Genomic DNA, 16,085 nt, shown 5'->3' on the forward strand with positions numbered 1-16,085 from the left:
ATCAGTGCCCTCCCGCAGGCAACGGCGACAGCAACCACTGCGTATAAGCTTGCGCATGGCTGGCTAAGACTTCCGGTTTCTGACGTCGCGCCCAGTATATAATCATCGGGTTCATCCAATGCATATGGCACATAGCCGCTGTCAATTCGAAAGGGCGCAGAATATCTTCCATCGGATAGCGGTTATAGCCCCCTACCCGATAGGCCCCTTCCGGTTCGCCGGTGGTAATTACCGAGCGCCAATACTTACCCGTCAGAGCATGACCACCCACACCATTGGCAAACCCACGAGCTAATACCCGGTCCAGCCACTCCTTCAGCAACGCCGGGCAACTGTAGGTATAGAGAGGATGTTGAAATACAATAACTTGATGCTCACGTAGCAATTGCTGCTCATGGTGAATATCAATAAAGAAATCAGGATAATGTGCATAGAGATCGTGCACAGTAACATGTTCTAACTGCTGCACCGGTTGCAGTAAAACCCGGTTTGCCACCGAGTCTTGTGATTCCGGATGGGCATACAGCAGCAAAACCTTCGGTGGCTGCGACATCATTCCCCTCCAAAGCGTCGTCAGGGTCCGGTTTTTCCGTTACCATACTTCGCAAAGACTAAAAAAGACTAAGATTTATACCCAAAGTCATTGGCGTTACCCGTCGGTAGCGACAAGAACCACGGGGATAATAATTTAACATATACCCAAAATAATTCGAGTTGCAGGAAGGCGGCAAGCGAGAGAATCCCGATGAGCTTACTAGAGTAAGTGATTCGGGTGAGCGATCGCAGCCAACACACATGCAGCTTGAAGTATGACGGGTAAACTCTAAACATACGGCACTCTATGATTGTTTTTTCTTCGCTTCAAATACGACGTGGTACCCGCGTCTTGCTGGACAACGCTACAGCAACGATTAATCCTGGCCAAAAGGTCGGGCTGGTCGGCAAGAACGGATGTGGTAAATCCACCCTGCTGGCGTTGCTCAAAGGCGAACTGAGCGCCGATGGGGGCAATGCCACTTTCCCCAGTAACTGGGCACTGGCCTGGGTTAATCAGGAAACTCCGGCACTGGATATTCCGGCGATAGAGTATGTTATCGACGGGGATCGCGAATATCGCCAATTGGAGGCCGAACTTCAGGCCGCTAATGAAAAAAACGATGGTCATGCCATCGCCACCGTGCACGGCAAACTTGATGCCATCCATGCCTGGACAATTCAATCCCGTGCCGCCAGTTTGCTACACGGGCTGGGGTTTTCTCAAGAGCAATTACAGCAACCGGTACGTTCATTTTCCGGCGGCTGGCGCATGCGCCTTAACCTGGCCCAAGCGCTGGTTTGCCGCTCTGATTTGCTGCTACTGGATGAACCAACCAACCACTTGGATTTAGATGCGGTTATCTGGCTGGAAAAGTGGCTGAAAAGTTATTCTGGCACGCTGGTATTAATTTCTCATGACCGCGATTTCCTTGATCCTATTATTGATAAGATTCTGCATATTGAACAGCAGACGCTGAATGAATATACCGGTAACTATTCATCTTTCGAACGCCAGCGAGCGACCAAGCTCTCGCAGCAGCAGTCTATGTATCAGCATCAGCAAGAAAAAGTGGCGCATTTACAAAGCTATATCGACCGTTTCCGTGCACAGGCGACTAAAGCCAAACAAGCTCAGAGCCGCATCAAGATGCTTGAGCGGATGGAACTGATTGCACCTGCCCATGTGGATAACCCATTCCACTTCAGCTTCCGTACACCGGAAAGTTTGCCTGACCCCCTACTCCGCATGGAGAAAGTGAGCGCAGGCTATGGTGATCGTACGATTTTGCAGTCCATTAAGCTCAATCTGGTCCCCGGCTCACGCATCGGTCTGTTGGGGCGCAATGGTGCGGGTAAATCTACGCTAATTAAGTTACTAGCCGGCACTTTAGAGCCACAAAGCGGTGAGATTGGTTTATCCAAAGGGATTAAACTGGGTTACTTCGCCCAGCATCAGTTGGAGTTTTTGCGTGCGGATGAATCACCGCTACAGCATATGAGCCGCCTGGCACCCAAAGAGTCGGAACAACAACTGCGCGACTATTTAGGTGGCTACGGTTTTCAGGGCGATCAGGTTACTGACCCAACGGCCCGCTTCTCCGGCGGTGAAAAAGCACGTTTAGTACTGGCACTGATTATCTGGCAGCGCCCTAACCTATTGCTACTCGATGAGCCAACCAACCACCTTGATCTTGATATGCGTCAGGCGCTAACCGAAGCCTTAATTGATTTTGAAGGCGCATTGGTGGTGGTTTCCCATGACCGCCATTTACTGCGTTCCACCACCGATGACCTCTATCTGGTGCATGATGGCAAAGTAGAGCAATTCGACGGCGATTTAGAAGATTATCAGCAATTTTTGGTCGATGTGCAGCGCCAGCAAAGCCAGCAGGATAATCCGACAAAAGAGTTGTCAGGTAATAGTGCCCAACAGCGTAAAGATCAAAAACGCCGTGAGGCAGAGTTCCGAACCCAGACTCAGCCATTGCGTAAGCAGATTATGACGCTGGAAAAACAGATGGATAAGCTCAGTACCGAGCTGGCAGTCATCGAAGAACAATTGGCTGATTCTGCCTTATACGATATTGCACGTAAGGCTGATTTGACCCAATGTTTACAGCAGCAGACGCAAGTGAAAACCAAACTTGAAGAGACTGAAATGCACTGGCTAGATGCTCAGGAGCAGTTGGAGAACCTCACTAAGATATTTGAAGCGGGATAACCCGCTTTTCAGAAAACGCCAGTATTAAGGATAATAAGATCATGACTAATAAGGATATTAGTGTGGTGGTTCCGGTATTTAATTGCGCCGCTTACCTCACACAACTACTGGATTCATTGTACCAGCAGTCGGGTGTGTCATTGGAAATCATTGCCGTCAATGATGGTTCGACCGATGACAGCCTGACGATATTAGTAGCCGCCGCGCGCCGTGATTCGCGGCTGGTCATTGTTAATCAGGCCAATCAGGGGCTTTCTGCGGCCCGTAATGCCGGAATCGCTCGGGCAACCGCCCCCTGGATTGCTTTTGTTGATGGCGATGACTGGCTGGCCTCTGATGCTTTATCAACTTGGTTGCAACAGGCCAATCGGCAGCAATTAGATTTACTGATAGGTAATGGTTTTACCTTTACCACTGATCCCCACCTAGCGCCCAGCAGCCCCTTGTTATATAAACAGCCGTGGAGCGAGATACTTAGCGGCCAGCAATGGGTTATTCGCAGTATTGAACATAATGAGTGGCCACATTATGTATGGCTACAATTGATTCGGCGCGAATTGGTCGCGACCCATCAACTCGCATTCATCCCTGGAATGCTACATGAAGATATTCTGTGGACCACCCATCTGGCACTCGCCGTACAACGTGTCGGTTTCTGTGATACGCCATTTTATGGTTATCGCACCAACCCACACTCCATCACCCTCTCTCCGTCACCCCAAGCCTTGTTGGCTCGCGCCAATAGCTATCTTAGAATTATTAACGCGCTAATTAACCTTTCTGCCACGCAACAACCGCCGTTATGCCGTGCGCTGTTACGTCACGCTAATCAGGAGAGCGGCCATTTTTTTGGGTTGATGCGTAAGAGATTATCCCCGTCACCAGAACGTTCGGCACTCGCGGCTGAGTTTAAGGCATTAGGCTTACCCAAAGCGCTGTTTCAGGGCGCGGGGAATATCAGTGAGTTCTGGCGAGCGGTACGTTTATCAGTCACTCTATGGCGTTATGCGCAGCAGAAGCATTCATTATCAAAATAGATCTCAAATTTACGTTTATTTTTGTTATTACTCAGGAAATTTTCATGTTTAATAAGGCATAAAATTACTTCTGGGAATATGTATAGATGCAGCGCATTTTGGTTATCCGAATTGATTTCCTTGGCGATCTGGTTTGTACCACTGCTTTATTACATGCATTAAAGCAGCGCTGGCCAGCAGCCGAAATTCATGTGCTGGCAAATAAATACAATCGAGATGCACTGGCACGTAACCCCGATATCAGCACCGTTCACACCTACGTTTACAGTAAGCAATGTGAAAGAAACCAACAACCGGGCAGGATCAAGGCGCTGTTTAATCGTCTGGCCCTGATTTGGCGACTGCGATGTTTACGTTTTGATTTACTGGTTATCCCTAACGGTGGCATGAACAAAAACAGTATCCAGTTCGCTAAACAACTTAATGTGGTCGATAGCCGCTGGCATAACCCGGGCAGTGAATTTGATGACCGCAATCCTGACCATGTGACCAATCGGCCAATACGCCATGAGGCACTGTCAGGTTTTGCACTGCTACCCGAACTGGGGCGGGTCGACATCGATACGCTCAAGTTACATCTCTATCCTGACCCACAATTGCAGGCAAAATGGCAGGCAGAATTAGGTGAACACAATCGGCCACGCATCGGGCTGTTTGTCTCGAATAAAGCACCGCAACGGCGTTGGTCGTGGGAAAAGTGGCAACAGTTAGCACTGAAGCTCAGTGATCAGGCCGAGATAGTGATTTTGTATGATCCCATCGCACCGCCAAGTGAACAGCAACTGGCGAGCATCCACGGCCGAAGTCTATTCACACCGTCAGTTGATGAGTTCGTGGCCGCAGCCAGTCAATTGGATGTAGTTATTTCGGCTGATAGCGCACCGGTCCATATCAGTTCAGCATTACAGATCCCGGTCGTCGCACTGTTTGAGTCGCGGCCAGAAAAATACCGGCGCTGGTACCCGTTAACCCGCCATGTGTTGTTACATGCCGGGCCACAGGTTGATGACATCACCGTTGATGCTGTTGACGCAGCGGCCCGCTCATTGTTAATCACAGACTAAATCAAACCGCCCGTTAACCAGGCCGGTACACCGGCCTATCCCCCAGAATAGTCGCCCGATGCATCACCCGCCGCTGTGGCAGATAATCGGCATTGGCATAGTGCTGGGTGACACGGTTATCCCACATCGCCACATCATCCTGCTGCCAGCGCCAGCGTACTTGAAACTCGGGTTTGGTGGTGTGCGCAAACAGGAAACGCAGTAAAGCATCGCTCTCTTTATCACTCAACTCAACGATTCGGGTGGTGAATCCTTCATTGACGAACAATGCCTGACGCCCACTCACCGGATGGGTACGTACCACCGGATGCAATATCGGCGGATTATTCTCTTTAGCCAGTAGCCATCGTTGATGCTCTTCCGGGGTCGCACGATGTTTGTGCTCGGGGAAGGAGTGCGCGAAGTCATGCTCGGCCTGTAAACCGGCCAAAAGCTGTTTAAACGGAGCAGAAAGTGCGTCATAAGCCGCAATCCCACTGCTCCACAAGGTATCACCACCGGTTGGCGGTAGCTGCTTTGCCGCTAGAATCGCACCTAATGGCGGATTGGCAATAAACGTCACGTCGGTGTGCCAGTTATCGTTGTCCGGCGGATTATTATCATGGGTATCCAGCACGATAATCTCCTCACACTCTTTGGTGTGCGGATAAACCGGATGAATATGTAAATCACCAAAACGCCCGGCCAGTTCACGTTGCTGTAATGGCGTGATGGGCTGATTGCGGAAAAACAGTACCTGATGTTTGAGTAACGCGTGATAAAGCTGTTCAAACTGACTATCACCCAACGGGCGGGCAATATTAATATTCTCAACCAAAGCACCAATATGCGGCCCTAACGGCGTGACTACCAAGCGTTCATTCATTGCTGTGCTCCATACCAAGGTGTTAGCCGACGTTGGATCGCCCGCAAACTTAGCTCCATACCAAAAGCGATAATAGCAATCACACTGATGCCGGCGATGACGACATCGGTTGCGAGAAATTCACCGGCTGATTGCACCATAAACCCCAATCCGCGCGTAGCGGCAATAAGCTCCGCAGCCACCAACGTTGACCACCCCACACCCAACCCAATGCGGATACCGGTTAAGATTTCTGGCAAGGCGCTGGGGAGCACCACAAACCATAAAACCTGCCAGCGACTGGCCCCCAATGCACGAGCAGCTCTCACCCGCACCTGTGCCACGCTACGCACGCCAGCCACAGCGGCTAACGTCACCGGCGCAAATATCGCCAGATAAATCAGCAGGATCTTTGAGGTTTCACCAATGCCGAACCAGATAACCATAAGGGGTAAATAGGCTAAGGGGGGAACGGGGCGATAAATCTCAATCAGTGGGTCCAACACACCCCGTACGGTGCTGCTTAGCCCCATCGCAATGCCCGTTGGAACACCAAGTGCGACCGCAGCGAGTAATGCGATGAGAATTCGCCCCAAACTGGCAGCCAGATGTTGCCATAGCGTGGCATCCATAAACCCCTGCGGGCTGGCAATCACCAATAACTGATGTAATACCTGCTGCGGCGCGGGTAAAAAGAGTGGGCTGATAAGCTGTAACGCCGTCACCGCCCACCATAACGCGACCACCACAATCAGAGTAGTGATGCTAAGCCACAGGCCATTACCCGCAGGTAAACGGCGAACCGCTTTCTTGGCAATCAGCGGGGGTTCATCGTTAGCCGGTAGGCGGTGAACCGGCAGCGTGACGGCTTGATTACGTAACGTGCTGTGCAGGCTCATATCAATACCTCCCGTTGCTGGAAGACTTTACCCAACACATATTCGCGGCGGGCGATAAATTCAGGATCAGACTTAATGGATCGGCATGGCTCACCAGCGGCATAACGCCGACCAAAATTCAGCGACAGTCGTTCGACCACCTGCCCCGGCCCTGGAGACAGCAATAACAGCTCGCTGGCCAGAAACACCGCCTCTTCGATATCGTGGGTGATCAGCAAAATTTGTTTACCGGTATCACGCCAAATAGTCAGCAACAGCTCTTGCATCTGCTCGCGGGTAAAAGCATCCAGCGCGCCAAACGGCTCATCCAACAGCAACAAGCGCGGGTCAACCGCCAGTGCACGGGCAATCCCTACTCGTTGGCGCATCCCACCAGAGAGTTGCCAAATAAGGTGATGTTCAAAACCAGCTAACCCTACCCGATGAAGCATTTTCAGGGCAGTTTCGCGCCGCTGTTGTTTGCTTAATCCTGCCAGTTGCAGGCCAAACTCCACATTGCTGACCACATCCCGCCACGGCAGTAAGCCCTCATGCTGGAACACCACTCCCCGTTCGGCACTCGGGCCGTGAACCGGTATATCATCCAGAGTGATGCTGCCAGCTGAAGGCTCCATAAATCCGGCAATTAGATTCAATAACGTGGTTTTACCGCAACCTGATGGCCCCAATACCACGAGCAACTCTCCAGATGCGATTTGTAGTGACACATCCTGTAAGGCAGGTTTGCCCTGATATTCGGCCCACAGGCCGCGCACGTTTAGCATGATGACTCCTAGGACTGCGGTGTGGCCTGCACTGCTTTCACAAAGCGGTCAGTGACGAAATCACTATAATCACTGGCAATTTGCGGGATTTTGCCTTGCTCTTTCAGGAACGCGGCAGTATCGCGGATGGCCTGATCCACTGGTTGACCCAGTTGCGTTATCTGCTCAGCGACAGGCAAATAAGTATTGCCCTTCACCAGCTCCGGCACTTGATCGGTAGGGACACCACTTAAGCGCGAAAGCTGCCCCAGATACTGCTGATTTTTCAGCCATTGTTCTGGTTGGGCCAGATAAGCACCTTGGGCGGCCAATGCACTGCGGGCGAAGGCGGTAACCACCTCAGGATGGGCTTTGGCGAAGTCTTTGCGCACCACCCAGACATCCAGGGTTGGCGCGCCCCATTGACCTACTTGGGCAGAATCAGTCAGGACGGTACCGGTTTTGGCTAATTCGTTAACGGCAGGAGCCCAAACATAAGCGCCATCAATGTCACCCCGCTGCCAAGCGGCGGCGATAGCAGGTGGCTGCAAGTTGAGGATTGTGACCTGATCCGGCTTAATTCCCCAATGTTTCAGGGCTGCCAGCAGACTGTAATGTGTCGTGGAGATAAACGGCACGGCAATACGTTTACCAATTAAATCTTGTGGGGTTTTAATGTCTTTCTTCACCACCAGCGCCTCTGAGCTTCCCAGTTGTGACGCCAGTAGGAAGACCTCAATTGGCACCTTTTGGCTGGCAGCAACGGCTAATGGGCTGGAGCCGATATTACCAATTTGTACATCACCCGAGGCCAATGCCCGCACAACGCTAGAGCCGCTGTCAAACTTGCGCCAATCCACATTGGCACCGGACAACTTGGCAAAGCTGTTATCCGCTTGCGCGACTTTTGCCGGTTCTGCGGAAGTTTGATAAGCCACTGTCACATCGACAGCATGTGCACTGGCAGCAACTAGCGACAGAGCTAACAGTGCACCACCTGGCCGTAAAAAGCCGCGTATTGCGGCGGTAAGACTTGCAGAAGATAAGGTTATCGCCATGGTTCACTCCGCTGGGTTAACTGTGTCATTCGCTATCGCTGCGACCCTGAGCGCACCGGGCGCTCTGAGATGACAGTGTTACCCGAAGGAGTAATACGATAAAAGGAATAAAAGAATATTCTTTATTCCTTTTAGTGATAATAAAAATCTGAAGGAATTGTCTATGCAGTTAACTTAAAGATCTATTTGGCCTTTCATAAAAATGCGGGCATCACCGGCAATTAAAGTACGATCACCGGCTAAGGTGCAGAATAATTCGCCACCGCGTGCTGATATCTGCCGGGCGTGCAGTGATGACCTTCCCAGTCGCGCGACCCAATAGGGCATTAAGGTACAATGGGCTGAGCCGGTAACCGGATCTTCATTGCTGCCAAGGGTAAAGTAACGCGAAACAAAATCCACTTCATCACCCGGCGCGGTCACAATCACCCCACGACCGGTATAGGCAATCAGCGCAACAATATCGGGTTGTAACTGCTGTACCTGCTGCTCGTTTTCCAGCACCACCAACAGAGATTTTGCCTGCCATACCTGCTGAATGTTGCTGCCAAGCAATGCACTCAACTCTGCCGCGACAGCAATTTGGTCGGGCGGTAATGAAGGGAAATCCAGCGACAGTCGGCCGAAGTTATCGCCATCGCGCTTGACGTACAAGTCACCGCTGGCACTGCGAAAACAGATATCATGCAAGCCAGGATTAATGATGCTGAACATCACATGCGCCGCCGCCAATGTGCCGTGTCCACATAAGTCGACTTCACGTTCCGGCGTAAACCAGCGGATCGCCGATTTATCCCCTTCATCCCAGACAAAACTGGTTTCCGGTAAATTAATCTCGGCCGCGATACTTTGCATCTCTGCGGCCGACAACGGTTTCTTCAGCAGATACACCCCTGCCGGGTTGCCAGATAACCCTGCGCCAACAAAAGCATCAACATGAAAATAGTTATAGGCCATCTATTAGCTCCACTGATTAATGCCAAATCAATAACACACAAGCTGCCGTCAGCAAGCCCATCGAGATATTAAAGCTAAACCAGGCACGGCGGCTGCGTAACAAGCGCCCAATCAAAGTACCAAAACCCAGCCAAATGATACCGGCCACCAGGTTCACCATAAACATACCAAGGCTTATCATTACGATAGAATGATTATAAGCGGCCCCGGTCATACTGAAGCTGGCGACTGACCCGAGTCCCATCAACCAGGCTTTGGGATTAAGGAACTGCAATAACCAGCCTTGATACAGACGCAACGGTTTTGGCGGTACGACATTGGTTTCCAATTTCTCATAGGCAGAAGTGGCAATTTTCCATGCCAGCCATAGCAGATATAGGCTACCCAAAATTTTCAGAACCAGATGGAGGGAGGGGTAGATAAGAATCAGGCCGCCGACACCAAAAGCTACCAACAGCAACATGCTCTGCATGCCTAACATAATACCTAACATCAGCCAGATAGAACGCATAAAGCCGAAGTTAGCCCCCGCAGAGGTCAATAACATATTGTTTGGACCGGGGGTAATAGCTGCAACCCAAAGAAAGCCTACCATTGAAAGAAATAAACTCAGTTCCATGAGACGGGTGCCTCTCACCCAAAATGATGCGCGATATACCCATGAAGCTAACAGTGTGTTATTGATCACACAAGAGCAACAACATGATTTCCATTCACTATATGCATGAATTATTTCGCCCACTGGCCGGAGCCAGTAATCCACATCTACAAACACTGTTGCCACGACTGGTCAGACGGCATGTGCAATTGCAACCGTTCTGGCAACGGCTGGAACTGCCTGATGGCGATTTTGTCGATCTGGCCTGGAGTGAAAATCCCGAGCTGGCGAGAGATAAACCCAGAGTCGTACTCTTCCACGGTTTGGAAGGTAATTTTTACAGCCCTTATGCCCATGGGTTATTAAGTGCATGGCAAGCCAAAGGCTGGCTCGGTGTGGTGATGCATTTTCGTGGATGCAGTGGAGAGCCAAATCGTAAGTCACGCATTTATCACTCCGGTGAAACAGAAGATGCTCGCTTCTTTCTCCGCTGGCTTCGAGAGCGCTATGGCCAGGTGCCAACCGCCGCCGTCGGGGTCTCTTTGGGTGGCAATATGCTGGCGATGTATTTGGCAGAGCAAGGCCAAGATAGCCTGTTGCAGGCCGCAGTGGTGGTGTCAGCACCACTGATGCTTGAACCCTGTGCTAATCGTATGGAGCAAGGTTTCTCCCGGGTCTATCAGCATTATTTACTGGGCCAACTAAAGTTAAATGCCACGCGTAAGCTTTTGCATTACCCCGGAAGTCTGCCTTTGGATCTGGCTCAATTGAAAGGGTTGCGGCGAATCAGAGATTTTGATGATGTCATTACTGCTAAAATTCATGGTTTTAATGATGCCGTTGATTATTATCGCCGTTGCAGCGCCCTGCCGCTATTGCCGCAGATTACGACTCCGCTGCTGATCATTCATGCCAAAGATGATCCGTTTATGACGGCTGAAGTTATCCCGGATCTCAGCGAGTTACCGGCCAATATTGACTATCAGTTAACCGAACATGGCGGTCACGTTGGTTTCGTCAGTGGCTCATTGAAACACCCACAAATGTGGCTGGAACAACGTATTCCGGCCTGGCTTTCCCCTTATCTGGAGCAACAGCAATGATAGTTCCCTGGCAGCAAGTTGACGGTGAAACGCTGGATAACTTACTTGAAGCCTTTGTGTTACGTGAAGGTACCGATTACGGCGAGCATGAGCGCTCATTAGCGCAAAAAGTCGAGGATGTGCGCCGCCAGTTGATCAGCGGTGAAGCCATATTGGTGTGGTCCGAATTACATGAAACCATCAATATTATGCCGCGCAGCGCATTTCGCGCCGGAGCAGAAGAGCAGCAATAGTCCTCTCGCTGTTACGAAGACATTGGCTGAAACAGGGTGACAAGCCCGCCACTTTGCCCTAAAAATAATCATCAACGATAAAAAAACAGGCGATTGCAGCCCAGTCACTGAAGATCTAACCCCCATGGAGTTACAGCTAATATGTCGACTAAACATCCGGTTATAGCCGTTACCGGCTCAAGTGGCGCAGGGACAACCACCACTAGCCTGGCGTTCCGTAAGATCTTTCAGCAATTGAATATTCGCGCAGCGCAAATTGAAGGTGACAGTTTCCATCGCTATACCCGCCCTGAGATGGATGCAGCCATCCGTAAAGCACGAGATCAAGGCCGACATATCAGCTATTTTGGCCCCGAAGCCAATGACTTTGGCCAGTTGGAGCAAAGTGTGTCGGAATACGGTGAACACGGCACTGGCTGTTCACGTAAGTATTTACATACCTATGATGAAGCGGTGCCATACAACCAAATTCCCGGCACGTTTACCCCGTGGGAAGCATTACCACAACCCACCGACGTGCTGTTTTATGAAGGGCTGCATGGCGGCGTGGTGACTGAACATCATGATGTGGCGAAACACGTCGATCTGTTGGTGGGCGTGGTACCTATCGTCAATCTGGAGTGGATTCAGAAATTAGTACGCGATACCGGCGAACGCGGCCATTCGCGTGAAGCGGTGATGGATTCCGTAGTGCGCTCCATGGATGATTATATCAACTACATTACGCCGCAGTTCTCACGCACTCATATCAACTTCCAGCGCGTGCCAACCGTTGACACATCAAATCCGTTTGCTGCCAAAGCGATTCCGTCACTGGATGAAAGCTTTGTGGTTATTCATTTCCGGGGTTTGGATCAAATTGATTTCCCTTACTTACTGGCGATGTTGCAAGGATCATTTATCTCTAATATCAATACATTAGTGGTACCCGGCGGAAAAATGGGGCTGGCAATGGAGCTGATTATGGCGCCGCTAGTGCAGCAGTTGCTGGAAGGGGAGAAAATCGGTTAATCTCCTTCATTCTTGAAGCCGCAGTATAGCAATGGCTGGAGAGAAAAAAATAATTTGACTCTATCCCAACCCAAAGTAATTGGAGCTGCAGGTAGGCGGCAAACGAACTCATCCCGATGAGCTTACATAAGTAAGTGATTCGGGTGAGCGAACGCAGCTAACAACCCTGCAGCTTCAAGTACGAAGGGTTTGCTTAGGCGATGTCACGGATCTCAAAACTGTGGGTAATCGTCGCCGCTTTACCCAACATCAGTGAGACGGAGCAATACTTTTCTGCTGACAGCTCAACGGCTCGTTCCACAATTTTGTCGGTCAGACCTTTGCCGCTGACAATAAAATGCAGGTTGATTTGCGTAAATAGACGCGGTGCCTCTTCGCGACGCTGCGAGGTTAATGTCACTTCGCAATCACGCACATCATTGCGGCCTTTTTGTAAAATAGAGACCACATCAATCGCGCTACAACCGCCTGCTGACATTAACAACATTTCCATCGGACTCGGTGCTTTGTCTCCAGCATTACCGTCCATCAACACCTGATGACCTGATGCCGATTCACCCAAAAATGTCAGCCCCTCAACCCACTTTACACGTGCCTGCATAACTCTTGCTCCCGGTTAAATTTTCTGATCCAGACTACCCTTTCATTTACAAACTGGCAATGTAACCCGATGTTCATCATGCTGAAGCGATACAACACAAGACACTGGCTTCATCCTGTGCTACAAACAGAACCGAAAGTGTTGTTTCTAGAATTAAATAGGGTAGCTTCTCAATACTCAGTGGAGGGTTTCTACCCGGTACGTATCTTGGCTATACCTTTCGGCAGTTGAGCAAATTAATATGCTACGAGAAAGTGTATTTTATAAGCACGCCGTACAGGGAACTCTGAGCCCTGTTATGTTAGGCAGCGATAACAACAGAGGATAACAGCGAATGGTTCTCGGCAAGCCACAAACAGACCCGACTCTCGAATGGTTCCTGTCTCATTGCCATATCCACAAATATCCATCGAAGAGTACGCTGATTCACCAAGGTGAAAAGGCCGAAACGCTTTACTACATCGTGAAAGGCTCCGTTGCGGTGCTTATCAAAGATGAGGAAGGTAAAGAGATGATTCTCTCCTATCTTAATCAGGGAGATTTCATCGGCGAACTTGGATTATTTGAAGAAGGCCAAGAACGTAGCGCCTGGGTTAGAGCAAAAACCGCCTGTGAAGTGGCTGAAATTTCTTACAAAAAATTCCGTCAGCTGATTCAGGTCAATCCAGATATTTTAATGCGCCTATCTTCACAGATGGCGAGTCGCTTACAGATTACATCTGAGAAAGTGGGCAACCTTGCTTTCCTTGATGTGACTGGGCGTATTGCACAAACGCTGCTTAATCTGGCAAAACAACCTGATGCCATGACCCACCCAGATGGGATGCAGATTAAAATTACCCGCCAGGAAATTGGTCAGATAGTTGGCTGCTCCCGCGAAACCGTGGGGCGGATACTAAAAATGCTGGAAGATCAAAACCTGATCTCCGCACACGGTAAAACGATTGTCGTCTACGGCACCCGTTAATTCCCCCTAAACTGGTGCCGATACTGTCGGCATCAGTTTTTTAATCTTTTGTGATCAATAAATTTCTGGGGCCTTTATGAAATGGCAACGGCTTATTTATCATCCTGAAGTTAATTACGCACTACGCCAAACATTAGTGCTCTGCCTGCCTGCAGCATTAGGGTTCGCTCTCGGCGAACTTCGGCTGGGCTTGATGTTTTCTCTGATACCCGCCTGTTGCAACATTGCCTCACTGGATACACCACACCAACATTTTTTCCGGCGTCTGCTGGTCGGCGGCGCGCTGTTTACTGTGAGTAGCTTCCTAACCCAGCAACTGCTGCTATGGGATATTCCGTTGCCTGCTGTCATGCTCAGCCTGGCATTAGTTCTAGGAGTGAGTGGGGCGATTAGCCAATTGAATGGCCATTTGTTACCCGCGGCACTGATTGCTGCTATTTTCAGCCTCAGCATGGTGGGCCGCGCTCCGATCTGGCAAGCCCCGTTGCTGTGTGCCGTAGGGACACTGTGGTATGGGGTGTTTAACGGGTTATGGTTCCGACTCTGCAAGGATCAACCGATTCGCGAACCTTTGAGTCAGCTTTATCGCTTACTAGCCGATTATTGTGACACCAAATACAGCCTGTTTGCTCAGCACCTTGAGCCGGAAAAATCGATACCGCCGCTGCTGGACAGACAACAGGCGATTATGGACAAGATTAATCAGCTTTATCAGCAATTTAATCTGATTCATAACACCACGAAGAAAGAACAGAAACGGTTGTTGGGATTGTTCCAAATGGCTCTCGATTTGCAAGAGCACATTACTGCGGCCCTGATTCAGCCAGAAAAAGCACAAGAGTTAATGGAGCAGACACAGATTGAGAGCGTGATACGCCGTAATTGCCAGAAAATCTCAGCTCAAATGCGCAGCATCGCCAACGACATTCTCTATCACCACCATGCTGATGAGCATTTCACTGCCGATGATGGTCTGACAGAACTGGCAAGCATCGCACAGGCACACCCAGACAACCCGGTCGCACAATTCTACTACTACCATATCAGCCACGTGACCCAGCTATTGAGTGACCGGCGACCACTGTATGACCGTGACCTGATGTCCAGCCAACAACCACAACCTTTCTGGCCGGCGTTGATCAGCTATCTGTCGTTCAAATCAGGTGCACTGCGGGAAGCGGCTCGTCTGGGCGTAACACTGGCAGCAGGTAGCTATATCGGTAACTTAATTCATCTACCCAAACCTTATTGGATTTTGCTTACTGTGATGCTGGTAACGCAGAACGGTTATAACGCCACCAAGGTACGAATCCATCACCGTGCACTCGGCACCTTGATTGGGCTGATATTGGCCGCTGGTCTATTGCATCTGCCAATGCCAGAGGGTGCCACCCTTGGCATTATGCTGCTCATTACCCTTGCCGCTTATCTGGTTCAACGTAAAAACTACGGGCTATCTGTTGTTGGCAGAACCATAACCGCAGTCTATATCTTGCAATTATTGACCGGAGAAGGCGCTGACTTCTTGGTTCCGCGATTGCTAGATACCTTAATTGGCTGCGCATTGGCCTTTGCCAGCGCCCTATGGCTGTGGCCTCAGTGGCAGAGCGGTTTACTGCGTAAGAATGCCCATCAGGCGCTAGAGGCATATCAGAAGATTTTGCGCTTGCTGCTGACGCCTGAGCCTGATATCAACCAACTGGCCTATAAACGCATTGAAGTAAATAAGGCCAGTAACACCGTGTTAAGCTCCTTAAATCAGGCGATGCAAGAGCCGGGGTTCAACTCAAAATATTTGGCAGATATGCGATTATGGGCCACTCACAGTGAGTTGATTGTTGGGCATATCAATGAGATGACTATCCTGACGCGGGCTTATCCCTTGGGGAGTTCAGTACCAGGTAAATATCACATTCAGCTCAGCGTCGAACTGGCGGCAGATTATTTACAACTCTGTGAGATAGCCATTCAGCAATGCCAGCAACGGCTGGAGTCAGACAACAGCGAGGGGAATAACGATTTCGTGCAGATGCCGGATGTCACACCGGACACACAAATTTCTGAGTTGGAACGTAATTTACGCCGGGTTTTGTCACACTTAAGCGTGATGCATACGGTGTCTGCCATGGCTTGGCAACAACAACCCCATCACGGTATTTGGCGCAGTCAGAGATTACGGGAGCATGTATAGCAATGGAGAGGCAAAATACCT

At 50.2% G+C, this 16,085-nt stretch carries 16 protein-coding genes; 8 read left to right on the top strand and 8 right to left on the bottom strand.

Annotation, left to right across the window (positions count from 1 at the left end):
- Position 1: 1 nt before the first annotated feature.
- Positions 2–553, bottom strand: a complete 552-nt coding sequence (gene kefG / locus V2A84_RS17825) for a glutathione-regulated potassium-efflux system ancillary protein KefG (RefSeq protein WP_193784847.1) — start codon at positions 551–553, stop codon at positions 2–4.
- Between the two features lie 288 nt (positions 554–841).
- Between kefG and V2A84_RS17830 the strand changes: the two genes are divergently transcribed.
- The 3 genes from V2A84_RS17830 (at position 842) to V2A84_RS17840 (ending at position 4,859) form a co-directional block, all read left to right on the top strand.
- Positions 842–2,758 (top strand): ABC transporter ATP-binding protein, encoded by a 1,917-nt coding sequence (locus V2A84_RS17830; protein ID WP_083161177.1) that lies wholly within the window; start codon positions 842–844, stop codon positions 2,756–2,758.
- Between the two features lie 41 nt (positions 2,759–2,799).
- Positions 2,800–3,795, top strand: a complete 996-nt coding sequence (locus tag V2A84_RS17835; protein ID WP_193784746.1) for a glycosyltransferase — start codon at positions 2,800–2,802, stop codon at positions 3,793–3,795.
- An 86-nt stretch (positions 3,796–3,881) separates the two neighbouring features.
- Positions 3,882–4,859, top strand: coding sequence for a glycosyltransferase family 9 protein (locus V2A84_RS17840; protein ID WP_442848999.1), 978 nt, complete (start codon positions 3,882–3,884; stop codon positions 4,857–4,859).
- Between the two features lie 13 nt (positions 4,860–4,872).
- Here V2A84_RS17840 and tauD read toward each other — a convergent pair whose 3' ends face one another.
- From tauD to V2A84_RS17870, 6 genes are all read right to left on the bottom strand, one after another.
- The gene (gene tauD, locus V2A84_RS17845) at positions 4,873–5,724 is read right to left on the bottom strand and encodes a taurine dioxygenase (protein WP_083161179.1); all 852 of its coding nucleotides are present in this window, start codon (positions 5,722–5,724) and stop codon (positions 4,873–4,875) included.
- Positions 5,721–6,602 carry a taurine ABC transporter permease TauC gene (tauC, locus tag V2A84_RS17850; protein ID WP_102970492.1) on the bottom strand — a complete coding sequence of 294 codons (882 nt, stop codon included), beginning with the start codon at positions 6,600–6,602 and terminating at the stop codon, positions 5,721–5,723. The genes tauD and tauC overlap by 4 nt, the downstream gene beginning before the upstream one ends.
- On the bottom strand, positions 6,599–7,366 hold the full coding sequence (gene tauB, locus V2A84_RS17855; protein WP_083161181.1) for a taurine ABC transporter ATP-binding subunit: 768 nt from the start codon (positions 7,364–7,366) through the stop codon (positions 6,599–6,601). The genes tauC and tauB overlap by 4 nt, the downstream gene beginning before the upstream one ends.
- Positions 7,367–7,374: 8 nt before the next feature.
- Complete coding sequence (tauA, locus tag V2A84_RS17860) at positions 7,375–8,403, bottom strand: taurine ABC transporter substrate-binding protein (protein ID WP_102970493.1); 1,029 nt, start codon at positions 8,401–8,403, stop codon at positions 7,375–7,377.
- 174 nt (positions 8,404–8,577) lie between these two features.
- A complete protein-coding gene (locus V2A84_RS17865; RefSeq protein WP_083161182.1) occupies positions 8,578–9,360 on the bottom strand; it encodes a PhzF family phenazine biosynthesis protein in 783 nt (260 codons plus the stop codon).
- A 16-nt stretch (positions 9,361–9,376) separates the two neighbouring features.
- Positions 9,377–9,979 carry a LysE family translocator gene (locus tag V2A84_RS17870; RefSeq protein WP_083161184.1) on the bottom strand — a complete coding sequence of 201 codons (603 nt, stop codon included), beginning with the start codon at positions 9,977–9,979 and terminating at the stop codon, positions 9,377–9,379.
- Between the two features lie 101 nt (positions 9,980–10,080).
- Between V2A84_RS17870 and V2A84_RS17875 the strand changes: the two genes are divergently transcribed.
- The 3 genes from V2A84_RS17875 to V2A84_RS17885 all read left to right on the top strand — a co-directional run bounded on the left by V2A84_RS17875 (position 10,081) and on the right by V2A84_RS17885 (position 12,305).
- On the top strand, positions 10,081–11,061 hold the full coding sequence (locus V2A84_RS17875) for a hydrolase (RefSeq protein WP_083163945.1): 981 nt from the start codon (positions 10,081–10,083) through the stop codon (positions 11,059–11,061).
- Positions 11,058–11,294, top strand: coding sequence for a YheU family protein (locus V2A84_RS17880; protein WP_032906589.1), 237 nt, complete (start codon positions 11,058–11,060; stop codon positions 11,292–11,294). Before V2A84_RS17875 ends, V2A84_RS17880 begins: the two co-directional genes overlap by 4 nt.
- A gap of 141 nt (positions 11,295–11,435) precedes the next feature.
- Positions 11,436–12,305 carry a phosphoribulokinase gene (locus V2A84_RS17885; RefSeq protein ID WP_083161186.1) on the top strand — a complete coding sequence of 290 codons (870 nt, stop codon included), beginning with the start codon at positions 11,436–11,438 and terminating at the stop codon, positions 12,303–12,305.
- A gap of 193 nt (positions 12,306–12,498) precedes the next feature.
- Here V2A84_RS17885 and V2A84_RS17890 read toward each other — a convergent pair whose 3' ends face one another.
- On the bottom strand, positions 12,499–12,906 hold the full coding sequence (locus V2A84_RS17890) for an OsmC family protein (protein WP_004391459.1): 408 nt from the start codon (positions 12,904–12,906) through the stop codon (positions 12,499–12,501).
- A 334-nt stretch (positions 12,907–13,240) separates the two neighbouring features.
- On the opposite strand from V2A84_RS17890, the gene crp reads away from it, so the two are divergent.
- The gene (gene crp, locus V2A84_RS17895) at positions 13,241–13,873 is read left to right on the top strand and encodes a cAMP-activated global transcriptional regulator CRP (RefSeq protein ID WP_005186183.1); all 633 of its coding nucleotides are present in this window, start codon (positions 13,241–13,243) and stop codon (positions 13,871–13,873) included.
- 76 nt (positions 13,874–13,949) lie between these two features.
- A complete protein-coding gene (locus tag V2A84_RS17900; protein ID WP_083161188.1) occupies positions 13,950–16,064 on the top strand; it encodes a YccS/YhfK family putative transporter in 2,115 nt (704 codons plus the stop codon).
- Positions 16,065–16,085 lie beyond the last annotated feature (21 nt).

The sequence above is a fragment of the Yersinia sp. 2553 StPb PI genome, from assembly GCF_052217105.1.
Taxonomy (GTDB): domain Bacteria; phylum Pseudomonadota; class Gammaproteobacteria; order Enterobacterales; family Enterobacteriaceae; genus Yersinia; species Yersinia enterocolitica_E.

Excerpts from the sequence above, each read along its gene's own strand:
- kefG (WP_193784847.1), bottom strand. The coding sequence starts at position 553 with ATGTCGCAGCCACCGAAGGTTTTGCTGCTGTATGCCCATCCGGAATCA.
- V2A84_RS17830 (WP_083161177.1), top strand. The coding sequence starts at position 842 with ATGATTGTTTTTTCTTCGCTTCAAATACGACGTGGTACCCGCGTCTTG.
- V2A84_RS17835 (WP_193784746.1), top strand. The coding sequence starts at position 2,800 with ATGACTAATAAGGATATTAGTGTGGTGGTTCCGGTATTTAATTGCGCC.
- V2A84_RS17840 (WP_442848999.1), top strand. The coding sequence starts at position 3,882 with ATGCAGCGCATTTTGGTTATCCGAATTGATTTCCTTGGCGATCTGGTT.
- tauD (WP_083161179.1), bottom strand. The coding sequence starts at position 5,724 with ATGAATGAACGCTTGGTAGTCACGCCGTTAGGGCCGCATATTGGTGCT.
- tauC (WP_102970492.1), bottom strand. The coding sequence starts at position 6,602 with ATGAGCCTGCACAGCACGTTACGTAATCAAGCCGTCACGCTGCCGGTT.
- tauB (WP_083161181.1), bottom strand. The coding sequence starts at position 7,366 with ATGCTAAACGTGCGCGGCCTGTGGGCCGAATATCAGGGCAAACCTGCC.
- tauA (WP_102970493.1), bottom strand. The coding sequence starts at position 8,403 with ATGGCGATAACCTTATCTTCTGCAAGTCTTACCGCCGCAATACGCGGC.
- V2A84_RS17865 (WP_083161182.1), bottom strand. The coding sequence starts at position 9,360 with ATGGCCTATAACTATTTTCATGTTGATGCTTTTGTTGGCGCAGGGTTA.
- V2A84_RS17870 (WP_083161184.1), bottom strand. The coding sequence starts at position 9,979 with ATGGAACTGAGTTTATTTCTTTCAATGGTAGGCTTTCTTTGGGTTGCA.
- V2A84_RS17875 (WP_083163945.1), top strand. The coding sequence starts at position 10,081 with ATGCATGAATTATTTCGCCCACTGGCCGGAGCCAGTAATCCACATCTA.
- V2A84_RS17880 (WP_032906589.1), top strand. The coding sequence starts at position 11,058 with ATGATAGTTCCCTGGCAGCAAGTTGACGGTGAAACGCTGGATAACTTA.
- V2A84_RS17885 (WP_083161186.1), top strand. The coding sequence starts at position 11,436 with ATGTCGACTAAACATCCGGTTATAGCCGTTACCGGCTCAAGTGGCGCA.
- V2A84_RS17890 (WP_004391459.1), bottom strand. The coding sequence starts at position 12,906 with ATGCAGGCACGTGTAAAGTGGGTTGAGGGGCTGACATTTTTGGGTGAA.
- crp (WP_005186183.1), top strand. The coding sequence starts at position 13,241 with ATGGTTCTCGGCAAGCCACAAACAGACCCGACTCTCGAATGGTTCCTG.
- V2A84_RS17900 (WP_083161188.1), top strand. The coding sequence starts at position 13,950 with ATGAAATGGCAACGGCTTATTTATCATCCTGAAGTTAATTACGCACTA.